The following is a 21,816-nucleotide window of genomic DNA, read 5'->3' as shown; positions in this document are numbered from 1 at the left end:
CCGGTGGCTCATCGTCTACGGCGACTGCGCCGCCCTTCGACTCCTCACCACCGGCCAAAACGATCGTCAACGACCGGCCAAAACAATTGTCGCTGCCCAGGTCTGGGAAACTTCCGGAGACCACAAAGAAAGTCGTCATACCGTGCCTGAATGGCTACGTGCACGCCGCGAAAGAGGGTGTCGCGCTCGCGCCTGCGGACGCGTCGCTCGGGTTGCGGCACGTGCTTGGTTGCGACTATGAAACTGCGGTGTCTCCGCCAGAAAGATTCAACGCATTCGTACAGACAGTTCTGCCAGACCAGACTGTTCGTCAGCGGGTGCAGGAATATATCGGCTACACGCTGACGGCCGACGCGAGATATCAGCGGGCGCAGTTCTGGTTGGGAGGAGGGGCGAACGGCAAAGGCGTGCTCGCGAATATTGTCCAGTCACTGCACGGCAAGCCCGAGGCCGTCCAACTGGACGCGCTCGAGGGCTTCCGGCTGTCAATGCTTGCTGGAGCAAGCCTAATCTACTGCGATGAGGTGCCCCGCGGGAGGATTAACGAGCAACTCCTTAAATCAATGATTGCCGGAGAACGCATCCAGGTTGACCGGAAGTACCGCGACCCTATCAGCATCCATGTTCGTGGCAAGTGGCTGGTTCTCGGCAATCATCTTCCGACTATCACCGACCATTCGGCGGGGTTCTGGAGGCGTTGGGATATTGTTCCTTTCAGCGTCACGATTCCCGCAGCGAAGCAGGACCCGCTTTTGGCCGAGCGCATCATTGCGGAAGAACTATCGGGGGTCCTCGCATGGGCACTAGAGGGACTTGTTCGCCTGCAGACTCGCGGCGCGTTCGACACGGCGGTGCCAGAGGCGATGAGTGGACTGCTGAAAGAAGCGAAGCTCGAGACGAATTCAGTGCAGGCCTGGTTCGATGATTGTGCCATTGCAATCGACGTCGAGCACAACACGACCAAGGAGAATGCATACGACCATTATCGCGACTGGTGCGCGAGGAACGGCCTGTCGGCGATGGCGTCGCCACGCTTCTGGACCCGAGTGCGCGATATTGTGCCAGTGGAAGAGTCGCGACGAAGGCAGGGCAGAATGCAAGTGCGAGTGTGCAACCTTCTTCTACCCGATATCGGCTCTGCAGCAGCCTTGCCGTCGATGAAGCTGGTAAGCGGTGGCGTGTGATATTTCAAGTGCGGTCGCGCACTCGGAACAGGGCGCTTCAGTTTAATACTGACGCGCCCTTTTTATCGGACATCGCAAGGTGATGGTCGGCCTGGAAGGACTGTGCCCGGTGAAGCTGCACCGGGCAGCGGTGATGCCGACCAACGCGTCTCGCTGAGCATTGAAGGCCCACGCATGGGGCGGCCAACATCAGCGCGCCCCGCAGCAGATGTTCTCTGAAATCGAACGTGAGGCGGGCCACGTGTCCCGCTTGGCGCGCGCCCGTCCCGACGCAGTAATGCCTCGGCAGCGATGTGCCGGGTGAGGCGGGGCTGCACAGGAAACTTTCTTTGTAAAGTAATCACCCATGTCGTAGAAATATTTGATGATTGAGGCCTGTCTCACCTGACTCACTCCCGTGGGGCCTTTGCTAGCCAACGTGACTGGCGAGACACGTGCGACCCCATCCCCCGCCTCGATAGAGCGTTGCTTGACACATCTGATACGTGCGCGCTACGCGGAGCGCAGTGCTTCGACAGAGTCGTTGATGTCTGAACGACGCGAGTTACGCGCCATACTTGCGCGCCGCACTGCGGTTGGTCACGAGACGCCTTCGGCATTGCAAACGACTCGGGGAAGGCGAGATAGCCCTACCAAAACGCGTTTCGGTCTGAGCCGCAGCTCAGGTCCGGCATGCTTACGGAAAATCCTCCGCGATGAGCCACCGGTTCGCTCCCGGCACCGCTGTCGCCTGTTCTGCTTGTCTGGCATGACGAAAGCCACGCAGGCTAGACATATGAGCGTTCGGTCGGGGTACCTTCGGAATCGGGGCCTTGATGCGGTGACGTGCTTGCGGCGTCAGCAAGAAGGCGCAGCAGTCGTTGCAAGCGCGCCCGTTGCGTATGCATCAACGCGGGTGTTGCGCGTACCTGCATGACTTGGATTTGCCAGTGAGTCTGACCGAACAATGGATGGGAGGCTTCTAACGATACCGCCGAACTCTTAAAGAATGCAGTGCAGGAATGGTGGAGGAAAGTCTAACTCGATGAGCGATACGTCGTGGAGTAGGTCTGGCGTAACCAGCGAGAGCCTCGATAGGAAGAGCACATGGGAGGGCGTTGCCCTCCCGGAGCAGGAGTGCCCGGCAGTGTGCAGCGGGTTCGAACATTGACTTTTTTATGGGGCCCTTCCATGGGGCGGCAGCCCCTGCCATGCCTTTCTGATTTTCGACCATCCGTGGGTTGGCCCCCTGGCATGGTCGCGAGGCTGTCTTTGCCAGGAGGCAACTTGTGCGTCGTTCTCAGCGCCGTCAAGCCTCCTTTGGATTTCGTCCTATGGTGAGGGTGTCAGTCGAAATCTTCAGCCGTTTGATTCGCCAAACTGCTGTATTGCAAAAAAGGACACCCTTCCTCAAAGGTGGTGGGCATCTGCCGGTCATCCCGTTGAGAGAACCGGGCGCGTCGGCCGTACCGCTTTCTACCCATCATTCGCTGAATCAGTTTATGCGCGACATTTAGATGCTTCGGTTGAGTGGAGATAAAACCGAACGGTACCCAAAGGCCACTGTTGCCTGGAACCGACAAGTGATAGAGCGCTGCCATGAACCCGGTAGGGTAGAGCATCAGTTCAACTCGTCCAGCCATGAGCGGACCCTCATTCAGTCCGGAGCGAGAGAAATGGAGGTCGTTAAGCTGGGGCACTCGGAACCTGCTGATAACCTCGTTTTCTTGCCCTTGCTCGGCACCGGTGAAAAGGCATAAGGTATCCGAAGACCCACCCGCACAAAGGACGTTCGTCAGCTTGGCCACCGAATGAGCGAATGCCTCGCCACGACCCCAAAGTTCATAGTCAGGCACAAGCCACGCAAGAGACGTCAGCAGTTTGCCGTGCCGCCTTCGACCTTCGCGCCTATCCTCAATACGCGTTAGAACGCGCTCGACATTCTCGGGAAGATAGATATTGCCAAATATTGCATCCATCCCTTTAGGGTATTTCAGATTTTGTGTAACGTGTATGTCGGCAAGATAGCCAGCTAGGTCGAACTTTTTTCCTGTCAGATATTGATTCATCAGTTTCAGGTCGAATGCCTCGATGAATTCGTCCAACCCAGGGGCTCCGAGCGAGATAGTGTTCGGAATCGCGGCGGTCACCTGCTCGGTGACGAACTGGCTAAGTTCGGGAGGTGCCGCTCGCTCAAATGCTTCATCTATCCTTCTTTCAACTTGTCCATCTTGGTCAAGATAGAATGAAACGGGGATTGGCAAATAGCTTCGCTTCTTGCTTTCGATGTTCTCTACCGAGTGCACACCATATGATTTTTCGCGGAAGTCGTCGCGCATCGAAGCAATCTCAGGATACCGTTGGCGATAAGCAAGACGTGCGCGTTCCTTGCTACTGCCGAGCGCATCTTCGGCAGCGTCGAGCTTGATAACATTGTCCGAACTCGGCTCACCTGGGACAGAGCGAAGAGGTGTAAAAGAAATGAGGTCGAATGTGACGGTGTCTCTCTTGAGTTCGACTTTGTTAAACCGAGGATAGTCGCCGCCGGCCTCTTCAAATCGTTCTATGGCGAACAGACTGAGTTGCATTTCATCATCGAGCAAGTCGATTAGCCCTTGACGGGATAGAGATTCAACAACCGAAAGAGCCTCGCTGTCAGTGAAGCCAAAATATTCACGAAAAGCTGTCATCGGCACGCGGCCACACACTCGTAGAAGACGAAGAACGAATTCGGTAACTACGGGTAATCGCTCGTCCAACGCAATATATGCATCTACCCGAAACATTTCTATGGGAAGTCCAAATGTGACGCGGTTGAATTCAGATGGGATATTCATTTAGTTTTGCAAGTAATGTTTTGCCGAGATAATGTTGGCGTTGCCGGCATCAGCCATCGACTTCACCGTGGTCAAAACTTGGCCAAGAGGAAAATCCGCATTCTTGCCACTCCACATCATTGAAGCGCCGACTATTATCAAGCGTTCCATGGCTCGAGACATAGCCACGTTGATTCGATTTGGGCTGCGCAGAAAGCCTGGTGCCTGCCGTACATTGTTTCGCACAGTCGACAGAATCACGACTCTGTTTTCCTTCCCCTGATAGCTATCGACAGTGTCCACTTTGACCAAGCGACGTAAATCACCCAGCCACGTCGCTTCCGCTTTCATTTGGTCGATGAGTTGGCGCTGTTTTCCATACATGCAAATGATGCCAATTGGAGGCTCTTCCGGTTGCAAGTCTTCTCGAAGAAACGCCATGAAATCATCGGACTCTACTATCTGCCTTAGCAGATTCATCACAATGCGAGCCTCGACTGGATTCCATTTATCTTCGCCGTTTTCGGATGAGTGCTCATGCCCGCGCTCGCCTAATGGCGAAGTGTCAATCCACGTAACTTGCCGTGAAAGAGATTCTGGTAGTAAATCGTAATACTCAGGAGGTGACCCTCTACCGGTTGCAAGTTGGCCTTTGTAAAAACAGGTCGAAACCAACTCGCCGATGTGCGGTGCCATCCGGTACTGATTTAATAAGGTAGTACCGACCTGTCGTCCATAATCAGAGTCAAATATCCGTTCAAAATCGCTGCTAAAGAGCACCGAATTCGCATCTACCGAAAACTGTTCGCAAATCGAATCCTTAACTTCCTCTGAAAACGTTGGTGGCAATTGGCGATGGTCGCCGACAAGGAGGATGCGTTTGCCGGCTTGCATCGCTACCGCGAGTTCACTTGGGGCCGCTCGACCCGCCTCATCGATAATTACCCAATCAAAGATATTCTGTACAACGCCCGCGCCGCGGTAACCGATGCCTACCAGTGTGCCAGCCACTACAGTTCGTGATTTGGCAAGAAACTCTGCGAAATTTGCGTCCGGCGACCCGAGAGCAGTCACCCAGTCATCAGAAAGTCGAATGAGCCGCGCGAGCCTCTGAATCGCGTCCCTTGACCAGACCTCGTGCTTTTGCGCCAGGTCTTCCTGAAGTTTGGCGACTGTTTCAGCTGGCGATAACTCTTGCCCGGCATCGTAGATTTCAGACGCTATCTGGTAGAAAGTTTCAGTGAGCGCCTTAAGGCGAGGTCTTACGTTTTGGTCGCTGCTATCTTGCTCCGATGCTTTGCGCGCCTCGAGTTTAGAGATGCGCTCGCTCAATGTCCCCAACCGCAAGTAAAGTTCGACGAACTCCGAGGCAAATGTACGTGGGAGTCCCAATGCAGCAGCAAGACCGACGATGCGTTCTTTTTGCTCTGCTTTGAATCGTTCTCTGTAGCTTTGCTCGATTGAGGCTGCGTGGAGATGGCGGATGGAATCAGATACGGCAGACTCGCTACCGAGGCGGACCGCATCGAACTCGATGCCTTTACTGCGGCAGAGTTCAAGAGCTTTCTCCAAAGCGTTGTTCACTGCTTCATGGGCCTGGCTAACCAAAAGGATTCGTCGGGCGCTTTCCTTTGTCATGAGGTAATGCAAAAGCGACGCAATGAACCAAGTCTTGCCGGTCCCCGGCGGCCCTTGGAGCAAGCTGATTGGCCCGTTACCTAAAACGCGACGAAATGCATCTTTTTGGCTTGCATTTAACTTCTTGTCTCCTTCGGAGTAGACGTCGAGGTCATCGTCACTCGGATAGGGGTATAAATTGGGGGACAGCCGCGCGACGTCACTGCTATTGAAATATTCGATAAGGTTGGGGGTTACAGCCTTATCTCCAAGGATGCGTTCAACAGCGAATCGCCTTCGAGTGAACGAACCTTTTTCAAGGTTGCTTATTAGACGGAGCCTGCTCCCAATACGCAAATTTGCGCGCAGGTGGGGCCTGTCAATGGCAAGCTCGGCTAGTTCACCAAAGGTCGTGTCACGCAAATTAAGGTGGCCACAGCTTTTCCATACGCCTTCGTTGCTCTGACTTTCCACGATAACTGTATCTGAGGCTTCGTAATCGATAACGCCGAGGTCCGCGTGGTATGGAACAAGTATTTGGCCAGCACGCGACGGGCTGTTTCGTTTCTCACCGGCGACCGTGACTGTCGTGAACGCGTCTTCCTCTGCGTCGAGAAGTGCTTTCCAAAGCTCAGGAACCGGAAGATTTATTTGCGAAGTGTCGGTTGCTTCATCGAGTTCGCTCTCTTCCGTTGTCCGCGCTAGGACCTCTGCTGACACCTCAGCTTTCGACTCTCGAGCTGGAACTGGAATCTTTCTTTTTATGCGCTCGTCGTCGAAAATGAATAGTGCAAGTTCGCGTGCGTCTGAGACAGGGCCATCCGTAAGTTGAATGCGCATTGCGATTTGCGCATCGCTCATAGTCTGTGAGCGTAGTAATTGACTTTGGGAGATAGGTGACGCCTTGACGAACTCAGATTTTTCCTCGTCTTTCTTCCAAGAAAACGAGAGCTGCTTTCCGATACCTGTTACCCAGATACGGAAAGCGCCCGCAATTTTACGGTCCACCCTCACTTCTACGTGGTATTTACCGTTGTCGGCACGTAGGTCTCCCGGTGTCACTCCGCTATGGGCCAAATTCTGCACACAAACGGTCAAGTCGGGGATTTCCGTCTTGTCCACTTCGCTTGCGCTTGTGACGGCCCGATTTAATGGGTCAAGTGTAGAAAGCGTTTTTTGCTCGAGGAGATTCGCAATTTCCTCGTATACTCTTGGGATAGGGTATTCACCGCTGCGCACATTATCTTTGGCGCATCCTAATAATTTGACCAGAACCGCTGCGGTGCTGTACCTGTCTCTCTCGAATGGTGTGAGAGACTTGTAATTATCTGGTAGGTAGGCAGTTGTATAGTGGTCGTCGGCTTCAAGGCGGAAGTCCAAAACATCAATGAGCGCGACAGTTCCATCGTCTTTGATGATTATGTTTTCGGGATGAAGGTCCCCATGAGCGAATTGCAACGAGTGAATACGTTGCAGAGTATCAAGCATCGTATTACAAACCGCCAGTCGCTCTTCGAAGCTCCGTTCAGTGCGCAACCAATTACTTAACGTTTTGCCTTCTACCCACTCCAAAACCAACAATAGGCTGCCACGAGAAAGACCGAAGTCATGAACCCTCGGTAGACCAAGAATTCCGCAACCCGCGACGGTCCTAACACGCTCTAGAAACGAAAGGAGCTTAACTGTTTGGTCAGGCTTTTTTGCATCGGGAGCCACTCGGAACCAGATTTTTACGAGTTTGGACACGTCGTTTTGAACCGACTTGAAAATCCAAATGTTGTCCGTATCAATCAGCGTTTCAGTTTCCTGATAGTCTCGGTCGCGCGTTTGTGCTGCATAGGCATCGAAAGCCGACACGTCGACAATGCTTTCCTGCTTTCTCGCGGTGGCAGCATTAAAAGCTTCTAGCATTTCGCGCGCGTTCTCAAAGCGCTCTGCGGGCTCAGGGCTAAGAGCGCGCATCAAAAAGGCTCCCAAAGCGCCTTCGGACGGGTCGTCTGCGCGAGGCGCCCATTCATGGATGCCAGCAACCTTGGGCGGTTTTTCTCCGAAAAAGAGTAGGTGGACAAGGACACCCAACATGAACACGTCACGGCGGTACGGTGTCTCTGAAGATTTTCCGCTCGAGTCTTCTGGTAGGGTGGCTTGCTCGACCTTCACTTTCTCTCTGAACGCGCCGACCGTTTTCATTTCCGGGTAGTACGCGGTCGGAAAGCCGGACATCACCACTTTGGCCGGACGGTCGAACCATAAGCTATGCTCGCTTACGTCGCGGTGGGCAACACGCAGGTCATGCAATTCCGCAAAACGAGAAAGCATGGCCTTGATAAGAGTCAGTCGCTCCTCGACTGAGAGCTTTGGTAAGGCACGGTGAGCAAATTCGGCGAATCGGGTGACCTTGCTGGGTAAGAAAAAAAGCTCTCGAAAATCTAAAGTGACATCGTTTGGGCTCTTGCGTGCCACCGGGCGAAGCAGACTCAGCGACAAATCTTCATTTCTCTCGGCGACATAGTCGTAGACTCGTTGCTCGCGAAGACCAATGAATGAACGGTCACGTTCACCAATTAGTTCCAGACCAAGTGCTGTAAAGTCCCATTGGCGGAACAACGCTAGTGTAGTCGGGTCATCTTTAGCGGCCGCTCGAAATTCGACGTAGAGCTTCTTCGGATGCTCGAATATTGGATTGACTTCTGGTCTAAAACCATCAACTAGATAATCTTTGGGTTTGAAGGATGGGCCTTCAAAGAAAGCGTCATAATCCTTAAGATACATTGTGGGGTTAAATTTCGGTTTTCCCCAAAAATATTGTTTGTAACAGTCCTGAAAACGAAAGGACAGAAACTCTTGCATAGTCAGTACCGAGCGTTCTTCTGCTTCGGTGAGGTTCATTTTTTCGATTTTGCCGTGCATCACGACATAGGAACTGACGAACGGGGTCCTTTCTGCCCCAAGCTTCTGCTTCATCAGGCTAGCCAACTTTTTTGCATTGAGGTTGGCTTTTACAACTGGCGACGTATCACGGCTTTCGCCATCCACGAACCACTTCTCCCCGTCCGATTCAAGTAATTTGCCGTACCAGTTTTTGAATTCAATTACGATAATGTTTGTGTGCGTAATTAAGACGAGGTCGAAATCATCGTCGCCGGCGCCCCGGCCGCCGCGGGCAATCGCGAATGACGCGTATGCCTTCCATTTTTTACTGAAGTCAGCGCTGCTGAATTCCCGTTGAGTTGCTTGGTGGGCTTCAATCTCTGCTTGCGGAACGCCGGATTTTTTGAGTAGCTTGATTTCCATTTATTGCCTTATTCTGTCCTTTGGACGTTCAATCAATCTCTTGAATCGCAGGGTAGGACCTAGAAGACGGTATTTCCCTGCGCTCGGTGCCTAGACTGCGCGACGAGACGGTCCCCGGTTTCGTTCGGTCGTTCCATGCGGATGATTTGCCCGAGTGCGCGATAGGCCCAACAACGGGCGTGGGACCTGCAACTGCACTGGGCGCAAACAATGAGAATTCATCGAATATGAACGGTCTATTTGTTTTATTTATGGCGTCCAAGCCAGCGGTAGTGCTGACAAGGGGCCTACTGCCGACAGGTTGATTCTGCTGATGATTCTATAACTGTTCAACCCTTCAGAGACGACGTTTCGAGCGGCGACACACCAGCGATTCATCGGCCACGCTCATTTCCGGAGTTATCAGGGCGCGCCGTCGGGTAGACGGGCAGTGCATCAAGCAACTGGTCGCCTCCAGCCGCCCTTGAACGGCGTGAAATCCATAGTGAATGGACGTTGGACGACAGCGACTCGATGATTGTCCGTTTGAGGCCGTGTCGGCAGGTGCTTTTGATTGGATGCGGGATGTATGTTGCCCGGGAGGCAACGAGGTAACCGGTTCGGCGGACGCCGGATATGGCTCAGCATCAATCGTCACCGAGATGCTTCCCTCGTGTCCTTTAATCGCGTCGGAACCGGATTACATTCGAGCGCGAGGGTTCGATAGACGCACTCGGCTTGACGGCAGGGGGCGCTGATGCGACGTCCGTCGCGAAGTCAGCGACAATTGCTGCCAGGCTAAGGCCGTTTCCCGAACGGATGCGTCGGCGGCCTCTGTGAACTTGGGTGCTAGCCGAATCAGCTGTTGTGCTCGCGAACGCCTGGTCGAGTCGGTCCGCAAGTTGTTTCGTGCATAGGTGGGCATACCGCAGGAGCATGCGTGTGTCACGGTGTCCAGAGAACGCCTGCAAATCCACCAGCGAGAATTTCCCCGTCTCTGCCACGCGCGAAATTCCCTCGTGGCGCAAGTCGTGAATGTGCAGGTCGGTGAGCCCGGCCTGTTCCGTCATCCGGGCCCATGCGTGCTTCAGTGCATCTTCGCCGAACGGGAACACGCGGGCGTCGTCGCGCGGCAGCGTCGCGAGGATGTTGATAAGGTCGGCGCGCAACGGCAGTTTGCGCGGCTTGCCATTCTTGGTCTCCGGCAGATAGGCCGTGCGCTCGTCAAAATCGACGTTGTCCCACGTGAGGTTCAGCGCCTCGCCGCGGCGCGCGGCGGTCATCAGCTGGAACGTGACGAACGCCTCAAAGAGCGGAATGTGGACATGGTCGCGCTCGGCCTGCTGGCGGCAGGCAGCGAGCGCGCCCTTGATATGGCCTTTCCTCCGGTAGACAGTCGGGTGGGCCGCAGCTTCGTCGCGGGCCGTCACCATGAGTTCCTCGAGCCGCAGGTCAACGGAGCGCAGCCTGTCTTCCTCGCGCGCGGCCGCGAGCAGCCGGTCTTCTTCGCCCCGCTTCAGGCGCCGGTCGCGTTCGTTGAAATAGCGGGGCCGGCGCACGCCCACCATCGGATTTTCGTCGACCCGGTATTTCCACACCTTCGTCGCAACACTGCAGATGGCCGACAGCACGTCGACGTCACGGTCGACCGTCGCGGGGGCGACCACGTCAAGACGGTCGCGGATGTAGCCCTCGACGTCGGTCGTCTCGACCTGCGCGAACGGTTTCTGCATCCATTCAAGGCCAGAGGACGGCTGGCGCATCGCGCCACGCGGCGTAGTCGCGCGTCCGGTCTGCGCGATTTCCGTGTCGCGCTGCTTCAGGCGCTTCGCAAGGTCACCCTTCACATCCTCGAGCCAGCCGAGACACTTGTATTTCTCAACCTTTTCCCAGCCCTTGTGCTTCGGGCCTTCCTCGGCCATGTAGCGTCGGATGAGGTCGAGGAACGTGACCTGGTGCGCCTTCGTGTAGTCGCGGAACAGGCCCCGGCTGCGCTCTTCCTCGATTTTTTGCACGGTCTTTTCGGCTTCAGCGATGGAGGCTGCGGTGTAGTTCACCGTCGGCCAGCCCTTCTGGCGGATGCGGATTTCGATGGTGTCCTCGTACTGGCCGAGGCGCGGTTTGAGTTTCTGCGCGACGAGTTCGGCGTGGTACGCCTTCGCGTCGGTCAGCCGGTGAAAGGAGAATTCGCGGTGCAGGTCGTCGCGCTGTCTGACACTGACGAAGAAGCGGGAACGGTTGGTGATGGCGGCCATCGGGGCGGTCTCCGGAAGGAAGGGAAGACCGTGTTTAGCCTGGAGGTTTTAGATTTCGCGGAACGGGCGCGCAGCACATCCGGCAGAGGAAATTGCCGCAAGATTGCCGCGAAGCTGTCTGCCAAAACAAAAACCGCCCGGCGAAGCGGGCGGTTGTGCCTTGATTTAACAAGGAAAAATTCTGGTCGGGGTGAGAGGATTCGAACCTCCGGCCTCTACGTCCCGAACGTAGCGCTCTACCAGGCTAAGCTACACCCCGAATTCGACCAACTTGGACTCTTACGTTGTTTCAGTCTCGTTTAAGACTGCCTCGACGTCGAGTAAGAACATAATTCTAGCAGGCTCTCTTTATAGATGGAAGAGGGAAATGAAGAAATCGCCTTCGCCGCTGCCTCGGCTTCCGTTCGCGCGCGTTCCAGCGTGTGATCGAGCGCGCCGGACGTGGTGATCGCGTCGAAGATCGTCTCGAAGCGATCCGTGCCGCCTTGTTCGATCGCCTCGCGCGCGAGCGCAGCCTGCTCCGGCGTGCCGTGCTCCATCAGATAGATGAGCGGCAAGGTGGGTTTGCCTTCGCGCAGGTCGTCGCCGGCGTTTTTTCCCATCGATTCGGGCGTGCCGGTGTAGTCGAGCCAGTCGTCCATGATCTGGAACGCCGTACCGATGCGCCGGCCGAATTCCGCCGCCGCCGCTTCGGTACGCGCATCCGCGCCCGAGAGCACCGCGCCGAGCTGCGCAGCCGCTTCGAACAGCTTCGCCGTCTTGTAGCGGATCACCTGCATGTAGCGCGCTTCGTCGACGTCCGGATCGTGCATGTTGAGCAACTGCAGGACTTCGCCCTCGGAAATGATGTTGGTCGCGACGGAGAGAATTTCCATCACGCGCATCTTGCCGACGCTCACCATCATTTCGAACGAACGCGAGTACAGAAAGTCGCCGACCAGCACGCTCGCCGCGTTGCCGAACAACGCGTTCGCGGTCTTGCGGCCGCGGCGCAGATCGGATTCGTCGACGACGTCGTCGTGCAGCAAAGTCGCCGTATGGATGAACTCCACCACGGCGGCCAGTTCGTGGCGATGTCCGGTCGTGTCGCCCAGCGCGCCGGAAACCAGGAGCAGCAGCGCCGGACGCAGCCGCTTGCCGCCCGCGCCGATGATGTACTCCGAAATCTGGTTGATCAGCATCACTTCTGATGCCAGGCGCTGCCGGATGACGCGATTGACGTGCTGCATGTCCTCGGCGATCGGGGCGAGCAGCGCGGCGGCGTTGGGGGAGGAAGTGGCGGTGGACGACATGATCGGCAGTAAAGGTAATCCGGCGGATTATAAGGCGAATCCGACAGACGACGGGACTCGGCTGTGTCGATTCGCGCGACGTCGGCGAAATTCGGGCGCGATTCGCTTCGTTTTCGCCGAGGTTGGGATCCGGATCGCGCGCCGCTCCCTGCGCGCGGGAGACGTCACAGGACTTTGACGTCGAGCGTAACCCTATGTATAATCGCGTGTTTTCCCCGCGTGGTGCGTGGAAAAAGAATTTTGAGTGAGGTTCTCAATGTACGCGGTCATAAAAACCGGCGGCAAGCAGTATAAGGTTGCCGTTGGCGAAAAATTGAAAGTAGAACAGATACCGGCAGACATTGACGCTGAAATCACGCTCGACCAGGTTCTCGCAGTAGGCGAAGGCGAATCGATTAAGTTCGGTACGCCGCTGGTGGGTGGGGCTTCCGTCAAGGCTACCGTCGTGTCGCAAGGTCGTCACAAGAAAGTGACTATCTTCAAGATGCGTCGCCGGAAGCACTATCAAAAGCACGCTGGCCATCGCCAGAACTACACCGAACTGCGCATCGACGCGATCAACGCCTAAGGCGTGATCGTTCCGCACAGATATCGGTTAAGGAGCTAATGAAATGGCACACAAAAAAGCAGGCGGGTCTTCCCGCAACGGCCGCGACTCCGAGTCGAAACGCCTCGGCGTGAAGGTGTACGGCGGCCAGGCAATCAACGCGGGCGGCATCATCGTTCGCCAGCGCGGCACGCGCATGCATCCGGGTGAGAATGTCGGCATCGGCAAGGATCACACGCTGTTCGCGCTCGCCGACGGTCACGTCAAGTTCGTGACCAAGGGCGCTGCGAAGAAGCACACGGTCGTCGTCGTCCCGGCAGCGTAAATTTTACGCACGGGCTTCAGGACCGGAAAAAGGCCCCGCGAAGTTCGCGGGGCCTTTTTCATTTGATGCACTGAAAAGAAGCGCATCGGGTGAATTCAAGGATATCGGTGACCGGCAACGTCAGGTCACGGCAAAATAGCTGCAATACACGGGACGGAGCAACGCATGAAGTTCATTGACGAAGCGAGGATTGAAGTCATCGCCGGCGACGGAGGAGATGGCAGCGCGTCGATGCGCCGCGAAAAGTTCGTCCCGTTCGGCGGGCCGGACGGCGGCGACGGCGGCCGCGGCGGCAGCGTCTACGCAGTCGCCGATCGCAATATCAATACGCTGATCGACTATCGGTTTTCCAAGAAGCATCAGGCGCGTAACGGCGAGAACGGCCGCGGCGCGGATTGCTACGGCAAGGGCGGCGACGACATCACGCTGCGCATGCCGGTCGGCACCATCATTTCGGATCAGGAAACGGGCGAAATCATCGCCGACCTGACCGAGCATAACCAGCAAGTGCTGATCGCGCAGGGCGGCGCGGGCGGCCTCGGCAACCTGCATTTCAAGTCGAGCACGAACCGCGCGCCGCGTCAGAAGACCGACGGCAAGCCGGGCGAGCGCCGCATGCTCAGGCTCGAACTGAAAGTGCTCGCCGACGTCGGCCTGCTCGGCATGCCGAACGCGGGAAAATCCACGTTCATCTCGTCGGTGTCGAACGCGCGGCCGAAGATCGCGGATTATCCGTTCACCACACTCGCGCCGAATCTCGGCGTGGTGCGCGTCGGGCCGAGCAAGAGCTTCGTGATTGCCGACATTCCCGGCCTGATCGAAGGCGCGGCGGAAGGCGCCGGACTCGGGCACCGTTTCCTGCGTCACCTGCAACGCACCGGCGTGCTGCTGCATCTCGTCGACATGGCGCCGTTCGATGAAAACGTCGATCCGGTCGCCGAAGCGAAGGCCATCGTCAACGAACTGCGCAAGTACGACGAGGCGCTGTACGAGAAGCCGCGCTGGCTCGTGTTGAACAAGCTCGACATGGTGCCGGAGGACGAGCGCGAAGCGCGCATCGCCGATTTCGTCGAGCGTTTCGAGTGGGACGGTCCGGTCTACGAGATTTCGGCGCTGACGGGCCAGGGCTGCGAGGCGCTCACGTACGCGATTTACGACTACATCTCGCAGCATTCGGACGCATCGCGTGCGGCGGAAGCGGAAGATCTCGCCGCCGACGTGCGTTTCCGCGACGACGCAGCGAAGGAATAAAAGCAACCACGAGGAGAAAGCGCACGATGCGTTCCGTCATCGCCGCTGCGAAGCGAATCGTAGTGAAAGTAGGGTCCAGCCTCGTCACCAACGACGGGCGCGGACTCGACCATGCGGCCATCTCGCGCTGGGCGTCGCAGATCGCGGCGCTGCGCGAGCAGGGCAAGGAAGTCGTGCTCGTGAGTTCGGGCGCGATCGCGGAAGGCATTCATCGGCTCGGCTGGACCAAGCGGCCGCGTGTCATCGACGAATTGCAGGCCGCGGCCGCCGTCGGACAAATGGGCCTCGCGCAGGTCTACGAAAGCAGCTTCGGCGCGCACGGCATCCGCACCGCGCAGATTCTGCTCACGCACGCCGATCTCGCCGATCGCGAACGCTATCTGAACGCGCGCTCGACGCTGCTCACGCTGCTGCGTCTCGGCGCGGTGCCGATCATCAACGAGAACGACACGGTCATCACCGACGAGATCAAGTTCGGCGACAACGACACGCTCGGCGCGCTCGTCGCGAATCTGATCGAAGGCGATGCGCTCGTCATCCTCACCGATCAGCGCGGTCTCTTCACCGCCGATCCGCGCAAGGACCCGAACGCGACGCTCGTCGAGCAAGCCGATGCCGGCACGCCCGAGCTCGAGCAGATGGCCGGCGGCGCGGGTTCGAGCCTCGGACGCGGCGGCATGCTGACCAAGATTCTCGCGGCTAAGCGCGCGGCGCACAGCGGCGCGAACACGGTGATCGCAAGCGGTCGCGAAGCCGATGTGCTCACGCGCCTCGCATCGGGCGAGATGATCGGCACGCAACTCATCGCGCGCACGGCGCGCATCGCGGCGCGCAAGCAGTGGATGGCGGATCACTTGCAGGTGCGCGGCCACGTCGTGATCGACAACGGCGCGGTGCAGAAGCTCACCGCCGACGGCAAGAGCCTTCTGCCGATCGGCGTGATCGACGTGAAGGGAGCGTTCGATCGCGGCGAAGTGATCGCCTGCGTCAACGATCAGGGGCAGGAAGTCGCGCGCGGCATCACGAATTACAGCAGTTCGGAGGCGCGGCTGATTCATCGGCGGCCGAGCGGCGAGATCGAAACGGTGCTCGGCTATATGCTGGAGCCCGAGCTGATCCATCGCGACAACCTGGTGCTCGTCTGATACAAAAAAGCCCGCTGATCCAGCGGGCTTTTTCATTCTGGCGCGACTTGAAATCAGCGCAGATTGATCGAGGTCTGCGTGCGCTTGTACTGGATGTTGTTGACGATCTGCTTCGCATCGCCGGCCGGCAGCTTGCTTGCGCAGAAGTAATCCTGATAGAGCGCCGCCTGATACGCGTTCAGCTCGCCGTTCTCGATGCGCTTGAAGTCGAACGCGGAACCCTGATCCCAGCCGTTCTGATCGTCGTTGATGCTCGCGTAGCGGCGCCATTCATAGTTGTCGCAACGAATGCCTTCATAGTTGACGTTTCGCGCGCCCGCGGGACTCGTCGCGACGATCACATAACGCACGACGCCATCCTTGCCGACCGTGAGCGTCGTCTTGTCGACGGCAAACGTGAGCGGCGTGTTCTGCGATACGTTGAACGCGATCAGATTCGACGCTTGCGGCAGAGGCGGCATCGTGTCGATCTTCTCCTCGGCCCAGGTCGACTTGCGGTCGAGGAGATAGGTGAAGACGCCGTCGTCCTGCGTGGACGGGCCCTTGTTGCTGGAGCAGCCGGCGAGCACGGCAAGCGCTGCCGCGGATGCCGCGATTACCGCGAGTGAGGCATTCACTTTCAATTGGGTCTTCCCGGAAACATGCGCGCGGGACGCGAAGCGCCCGCCCGGCGGAACAAAGCGAGACGGCACGGCGAGAAGTTCGCCGTGCCATCGATCGAAGTCGTGCTGAGTGTCAAAGTGCGCGATGGACCGCAGCGATCAGTCGTACGCTCGCTTTCACGATGAGCGCTGCACGATCAGATGCACTTCTTCGCTGACCGTGCATTCTGCCTGAACTGCCGCGCCGGAGGCAGTAACGGCAGGTGCTTCGATGGTCATCGTCTGGAGCACGCGTGGATAGCGCGGCCCATGATGCGCGGCTCGCTCGCCGCGTTCACCGCGGGAGTTGGTTCGCCGCAGAAAGCGGGACAGCTCGGTGAGAGCCATTTGATAAACGTCGCGCTTGAACTCGATGACCGCGTCCAGCGGCACCCAATACTCGTTCCAGCGCCAGGCATCGAATTCCGGATGGTCCGTCGCACGCAGGCAGATGTCGCAATCGCGTCCTACCATGCGCAGCAGAAACCAGATCTGTTTCTGACCGCGATAGTGTCCGCGCACCTCGCGCTTGATGAACTTGTCCGGCACCTCATAACGCAGCCAGTCGCGCGTGCGACCGACAACTTTCACATGCTCCGGTAACAGGCCGGTTTCTTCGTGTAACTCCCGATACATCGCTTGCACAGGGGTCTCACCGTATTTGATGCCCCCTTGCGGAAACTGCCAGGAATGTTCACGCAGCCGCTTGCCCCAAAACACTTCGTTGCGCGCGTTCAAGAGGATGATGCCGACGTTCGGGCGAAAGCCTTCACGATCCAGCATACAGCCACCTTCAAATCCTTTAAAATTGCTTTGATTATAAACAGTTAACGGACCCCGCGCACCGGCACGAACCCGAATTCGGGGCACGTTTCCCGAGCAGGGTGCAAGGCGCTTTGCCAGGCCACGAGGAAGACGGCAAAATCTTCTTCCTTGCATAGCCGTCGACCGTTTCCGTCGTTCACCCTCGTTTCGCCTGCTCCGGCGCCGCAACGGCTCCGAAGCGCGCGCCGCATTTGGAAAATTTGAATGAAAGCATCCCGTTTCTTCATCGGCACCCTGAAAGAAGCTCCCGCCGACGCCGAGATCGTCAGCCACAAGCTGATGATGCGCGCCGGCATGATCCGCCGTGTCGCGGGCGGCATCTACGACTACATGCCTATCGGGCTGCGCTCGGTGCGCAAGGTCGAAGCCATCGTGCGTGAAGAGATGAACCGCGCGGGCGCGCTCGAACTGCTGATGCCCGCCGTGCAGCCCGCCGAACTGTGGCAGGAGTCGGGCCGCTGGGAGCAATACGGCCCCGAACTGCTGCGCTTCAAGGATCGCCACGAGCGCGATTTCGTGATGGGCCCGACGCACGAGGAAGTCGTCACCGATATCGCGCGCCGCGAGATCAAGAGCTATCGCCAGTTGCCGGTGAACTTCTACCAGATTCAAACGAAGTTCCGCGACGAGATCCGCCCGCGTTTCGGCGTGATGCGCGGCCGCGAGTTCATCATGAAGGACGCCTATTCCTTCGATAAGGACCGCGACGGTCTCGCCGAGTCGTATCGCAAGATGTACGAAGCCTATGTCCGCATCTTCACGCGCATCGGTCTGGAGTTCCGCGCGGTGGCGGCGGACAACGGCTCCATCGGCGGCAGCGGCTCGCACGAATTCCACGTGATCGCGGACACGGGCGAGGACGACATCGCCTATTGCCCGAGCTCGGACTTCGCGGCCAACGTCGAAGCCGCGGATGCGTTGCCGCTCATCGCGCAGCGCGCCGCGCCCACGGAAGAACTGAAGAAGACGCCGACGCCCGGCGCCGCGAAATGCGAGGCGGTCGCGCAGCTTCTGAACATTCCGCTCGAAAAGACCATCAAGTCGATCATTCTCGCAACCGACAACGAAGGCGCCGAGCCCACGATCTGGCTGCTGATGCTGCGCGGCGATCATTCGCTCAACGACATCAAGACGGGCAAGCTGCCCGGCCTCGCGGGCTATCGCTTCGCGACCGAAGCCGAGATCATCGAATGGTTCGGCACGCCGCCGGGCTATCTCGGCCCCATCGGCACGAAGAAGCCGGTGCGCGTGATCGCGGACCGGACGGTCGCGAACATGAGCGACTTCGTCGTCGGCACGAACGAGGTCGATTACCACACGACCGGCGTGAACTGGGGCCGCGATCTGCCCGAGCCGGAAGTGGCGGACATCCGCAATGTCGTCGCGGGCGATCCGTCGCCGGACGGCAAGGGCACGCTCGAAATCTGCCGTGGCATCGAAGTGGGCCACGTGTTCCAGCTCGGCACGAAGTATTCGGATTCGATGGGCGCGACGTTCCTCGACGAAAACGGCAAGCCCGCGCCGATGCAGATGGGTTGCTACGGCATCGGCGTGACGCGCGTGCTGGGCGCTGCGATCGAACAGAACTTCGACGACAAGGGCATCATCTGGCCGGAAGCCATCGCGCCCTTCGAAGTCGTGATCTGCCCGATGGGCTACGACCGTAGCGACGCCGTGCGCGAGCAGGCCGACAAGCTCTACGCGACGTTGCAGCAAGCGGGCATCGACGTGATCCTCGACGATCGCGGCGAGCGTCCGGGCGTGATGTTCGCGGACTGGGAACTGATCGGCGTGCCGCATCGCATCGTGATCGGCGATCGCGGGCTGAAGGAAGGCAAGCTCGAGTATCAGAGCCGTCGCGATACCGAAGCCACGCTGCTGCCCGTCGATGAAGCGGCCGACGTCGTGATGGCCAAAGTGCGGGCCGCGCTCGGGAAGTAATGCAGTACAACTTCCTGTCGGCGACGATCCTTCTGCTGCTGATCACCGATCCGCTCGGCAACATTCCGATCTTCATCAACGCGCTGCGCGGCGTCGCCAAAGAGCGGCGCCGCGTCGTGATTCTGCGGGAAGTCGCGATCGCGTTCGTGATCCTGCTGGTGTTCATGCTGGCGGGCGATCGCTTTCTGCGCGCGATGAACCTCACGGATCTGTCGTTGCGCATCGGCGGCGGCATCGTGCTGTTTCTCATCGCGCTGCGGATGATCTTTCCGCATCCCGATGGCCCGATGGGCGGCGATTCGCGCGGCGGCGAGCCGCTGATCGTGCCGCTCGCGATTCCGGCGCTGGCTGGCCCGTCCGCGCTCGCGACGGTGATGCTGCTGACCTCGCAGGCGCCCGGCAAGATGCTCGAATGGATAGGCGCGCTGTCGGTGACGATGATCGTCTGCGCGATCGTGCTGATCCTCGCGGAGAAGATTCAGCAGTGGCTCGGCGAGCGGGCCGTCACGGCGTTCGAGCGTTTGATGGGACTCGTGCTCGTGGCGATTTCCGTCGAGATGATTCTCACGGGAATACGCACTTTCGTGCATCAGCTATGAAAAAAGCGGCCGAGGCCGCTTTTTTTACGTCGCTTCGTAGAGCGCTTACGCGCCTTCCGTCAGCGCGCGAATCGTCGGCAAATTCCGCCAGTAACCCTTCGCATCCATCCCGCATCCGAACACGTAGCGATCCGGCACCTCGAATCCACAGAAATCCGGGCGCAGCGGCTTCGCCTTCGGGATGATCTTTTCGCACAGCACCGCCGACAGGAACGTCTTCGCGCCCATCGCCATGATGCGGTCGCGGATCGCGGCCATCGTTTCGCCTTCGTCGAGGATGTCGTCGAGCACGAGCACGACGCGATCCTTCACCGATTCCGCCGGCGCCACGCGCCATTGCATTTCGCTGCCGCCCTTGATGGCGTTGCGATAGCGCGTCAGGTGGATGTAATCGAACTCGAGCGGGAAGTCGAGATGCGGCAGCAGCATGCCGGTGAACACGGCCGCGCCTCCCATGACCGAGAGCACGAGCGGGAAGTCTTCTTGCGTCGCGGTCTTGATGGCCGTGGCCATCTTGCCGATCGATGCGTTGACTTCGTCAGCCGTCACGATCTCTTCGGAGTGGCTGAAAATATGGAGAGCTTCTTCGCGATTCATAGGGAAAGCGGGGGGAGAGGCTGACTTCTTAGTGTGGAAAAAAACGGCGGCGTGCGCCATATGATAAACCCGCGCTTCCTTCGCGTCGGGCGACGCGCGAAAACGCGGGTTCGAGGTACTACGATCAGCGCATGCCAGGCAACATGCCCTTCATGCCGCGCATCATCTTCTGCAGATTGCCGCCCTTGAGCTTCTTCATCATGCCGCGCATCTGTTCGTACTGATTGAGCATGCGGTTCACTTCCTGAACGTGCACGCCCGCGCCCGCGGCGATGCGGCGCTTGCGCGCGGCCTTGATGAGTTCCGGCTTCGCGCGCTCCTGGAGCGTCATGGAGTTGATGATGCCTTCCATGCGGCGCATCTGCTTTTCCGCGTTGTTCATGTCCGCGCCTTGCGCAGCTTGCTGAAACTGCGCGGGCAGCTTGTCCATGAGCGACGAGAGGCCGCCCATCTTCTTCATCTGCGAGAGTTGCGCCTTGAAGTCGTTCAGATCGAAGTCGCCGCCTTTCTTGACCTTGTCGGCGAGCTTTTGCGCGGCCTGGCTGTCGACGCCGCGTTGCGCTTCCTCGACGAGCGCGAGAATGTCGCCCATGCCGAGAATCCGGTTCGCCATGCGATCCGGATGGAAGACTTCGAGACCGTCGAGCTTTTCCGCGACGCCGACGAACTTGATCGGCTTGCCGGTGACGTGCCGCACCGAAAGCGCCGCGCCGCCGCGCGAATCGCCGTCGAGTTTCGTGAGCACGACGCCGGTGAGCGGCAGCGCGTCGTTGAACGCCTTCGCGGTGTTGACCGCGTCCTGACCGAGCATGGCATCGACGACGAAGAGCGTCTCAGCGGGCTTGAGCAGCGCGTGCAGCTCGCTGATCTCGTTCATCATCGCTTCGTCGATACCGAGGCGGCCGGCCGTATCGACGATTACGACATCGTGATAGTGGCGCTTCGCCCAGTCGATCGCCGCGCGCGCGATGTCGGCAGGTTTCTGATCCGGCTCCGACGGGAAGAAGTCCGCGCCGACCTGCTCGGTCACCGTCTGCAACTGACGGATAGCGGCGGGGCGATACACGTCGACGGAAACGGTGAGCACCTTCTTCTTGCTCTTCTCGCGCAGGAGCTTGGCGAGCTTGCCGGTCGTGGTGGTCTTGCCCGCGCCCTGCAAGCCGGCCATCAGGATGACGGCGGGCGGCGCGACGGCGAGGTTCAGTTCGGCGGCCTTGCCTTCGTAATCGCCGCCGATCACCGCCGTCAGTTCCTTCTGGACGACGCCGACGAGCGCCTGACCCGGCGACAGGCTCGACACGACTTCTTCGCCGAGCGCCTTTTCCTTCACCTTCGCGATGAACTCGCGCACGACCGGCAGCGCCACGTCCGCTTCGAGCAACGCGAGCCGCACTTCCCGCAACATCTCTTGCGTATTGGCCTCGGTGAGCCGGGCCTCGCCGCGCAGCGTCTTGACGACGCGCGCCATCCGTTGAGTGAGATTATCGAGCATGGGGGAGAGGTAGAGAATGCGGCCCTTTTTCAGCGCA

General features: G+C 58.5%; 15 protein-coding genes and 1 tRNA gene. 7 read left to right on the top strand and 9 right to left on the bottom strand.

The window, feature by feature from the left end:
* Window positions 1-1,184: phage/plasmid primase, P4 family (locus tag QCE73_RS12405; protein WP_309881432.1), on the top strand; the 1,184-nt coding region annotated here is incomplete at its 5' end.
* A gap of 1,325 nt (window positions 1,185-2,509) precedes the next feature.
* Here QCE73_RS12405 and QCE73_RS12400 read toward each other — a convergent pair.
* From QCE73_RS12400 to QCE73_RS12380, 5 genes are all read right to left on the bottom strand, one after another.
* Window positions 2,510-4,000, bottom strand: a complete 1,491-nt coding sequence (locus QCE73_RS12400) for a hypothetical protein (RefSeq protein WP_309881430.1) — start codon at window positions 3,998-4,000, stop codon at window positions 2,510-2,512.
* Window positions 4,001-8,890 (bottom strand): AAA domain-containing protein, encoded by a 4,890-nt coding sequence (locus tag QCE73_RS12395; protein ID WP_309881428.1) that lies wholly within the window; start codon window positions 8,888-8,890, stop codon window positions 4,001-4,003.
* 659 nt (window positions 8,891-9,549) lie between these two features.
* Entirely contained in the window at window positions 9,550-11,124 is a 1,575-nt protein-coding gene (locus QCE73_RS12390) for a site-specific integrase (RefSeq protein ID WP_309881426.1), read from the bottom strand.
* A gap of 182 nt (window positions 11,125-11,306) precedes the next feature.
* Window positions 11,307-11,383: transfer RNA gene (locus QCE73_RS12385), tRNA-Pro, on the bottom strand.
* A 40-nt stretch (window positions 11,384-11,423) separates the two neighbouring features.
* Window positions 11,424-12,416, bottom strand: coding sequence for a polyprenyl synthetase family protein (locus tag QCE73_RS12380; protein ID WP_035511300.1), 993 nt, complete (start codon window positions 12,414-12,416; stop codon window positions 11,424-11,426).
* A 256-nt stretch (window positions 12,417-12,672) separates the two neighbouring features.
* Here QCE73_RS12380 and rplU point away from each other — a divergent pair, with 256 nt between their 5' ends.
* The 4 genes from rplU (at window position 12,673) to proB (ending at window position 15,684) form a co-directional block, all read left to right on the top strand.
* Window positions 12,673-12,984, top strand: coding sequence for a 50S ribosomal protein L21 (gene rplU, locus QCE73_RS12375; protein WP_035511298.1), 312 nt, complete (start codon window positions 12,673-12,675; stop codon window positions 12,982-12,984).
* A 43-nt stretch (window positions 12,985-13,027) separates the two neighbouring features.
* Entirely contained in the window at window positions 13,028-13,288 is a 261-nt protein-coding gene (gene rpmA / locus QCE73_RS12370) for a 50S ribosomal protein L27 (RefSeq protein ID WP_008342952.1), read from the top strand.
* A 165-nt stretch (window positions 13,289-13,453) separates the two neighbouring features.
* Window positions 13,454-14,539, top strand: a complete 1,086-nt coding sequence (gene cgtA / locus QCE73_RS12365) for an Obg family GTPase CgtA (RefSeq protein WP_035511296.1) — start codon at window positions 13,454-13,456, stop codon at window positions 14,537-14,539.
* A 26-nt stretch (window positions 14,540-14,565) separates the two neighbouring features.
* On the top strand, window positions 14,566-15,684 hold the full coding sequence (proB, locus tag QCE73_RS12360) for a glutamate 5-kinase (protein WP_035511294.1): 1,119 nt from the start codon (window positions 14,566-14,568) through the stop codon (window positions 15,682-15,684).
* A gap of 53 nt (window positions 15,685-15,737) precedes the next feature.
* Here proB and QCE73_RS12355 read toward each other — a convergent pair whose 3' ends face one another.
* Together QCE73_RS12355 and QCE73_RS12350 are read right to left on the bottom strand one after the other, a co-directional pair.
* On the bottom strand, window positions 15,738-16,301 hold the full coding sequence (locus QCE73_RS12355; RefSeq protein WP_035511310.1) for a CNP1-like family protein: 564 nt from the start codon (window positions 16,299-16,301) through the stop codon (window positions 15,738-15,740).
* A 162-nt stretch (window positions 16,302-16,463) separates the two neighbouring features.
* The gene (locus QCE73_RS12350) at window positions 16,464-17,108 is read right to left on the bottom strand and encodes an RNA pyrophosphohydrolase (RefSeq protein WP_035511291.1); all 645 of its coding nucleotides are present in this window, start codon (window positions 17,106-17,108) and stop codon (window positions 16,464-16,466) included.
* Window positions 17,109-17,354: 246 nt separating this feature from the next.
* Here QCE73_RS12350 and QCE73_RS12345 point away from each other — a divergent pair, with 246 nt between their 5' ends.
* Window positions 17,355-19,091 carry a proline--tRNA ligase gene (locus QCE73_RS12345; protein ID WP_035511288.1) on the top strand — a complete coding sequence of 579 codons (1,737 nt, stop codon included), beginning with the start codon at window positions 17,355-17,357 and terminating at the stop codon, window positions 19,089-19,091.
* Window positions 19,091-19,690, top strand: coding sequence for a MarC family protein (locus tag QCE73_RS12340; protein WP_035511285.1), 600 nt, complete (start codon window positions 19,091-19,093; stop codon window positions 19,688-19,690). Before QCE73_RS12345 ends, QCE73_RS12340 begins: the two co-directional genes overlap by 1 nt.
* A gap of 45 nt (window positions 19,691-19,735) precedes the next feature.
* Here the strand turns inward: QCE73_RS12340 and QCE73_RS12335 are convergent, their stop codons facing one another.
* Both QCE73_RS12335 and ffh read right to left on the bottom strand, forming a co-directional pair.
* Window positions 19,736-20,287 (bottom strand): hypoxanthine-guanine phosphoribosyltransferase, encoded by a 552-nt coding sequence (locus tag QCE73_RS12335; protein WP_309881421.1) that lies wholly within the window; start codon window positions 20,285-20,287, stop codon window positions 19,736-19,738.
* 124 nt (window positions 20,288-20,411) lie between these two features.
* On the bottom strand, window positions 20,412-21,779 hold the full coding sequence (gene ffh, locus QCE73_RS12330) for a signal recognition particle protein (RefSeq protein WP_035511281.1): 1,368 nt from the start codon (window positions 21,777-21,779) through the stop codon (window positions 20,412-20,414).
* Window positions 21,780-21,816 lie beyond the last annotated feature (37 nt).

Origin of the sequence: Caballeronia sp. LZ029 (assembly GCF_031451275.1) — a bacterium.
Classification (GTDB): domain Bacteria; phylum Pseudomonadota; class Gammaproteobacteria; order Burkholderiales; family Burkholderiaceae; genus Caballeronia; species Caballeronia jiangsuensis.
Note: the sequence above shows the minus strand (reverse complement) of the source record. Positions and strands in the feature narration are given on the sequence as shown.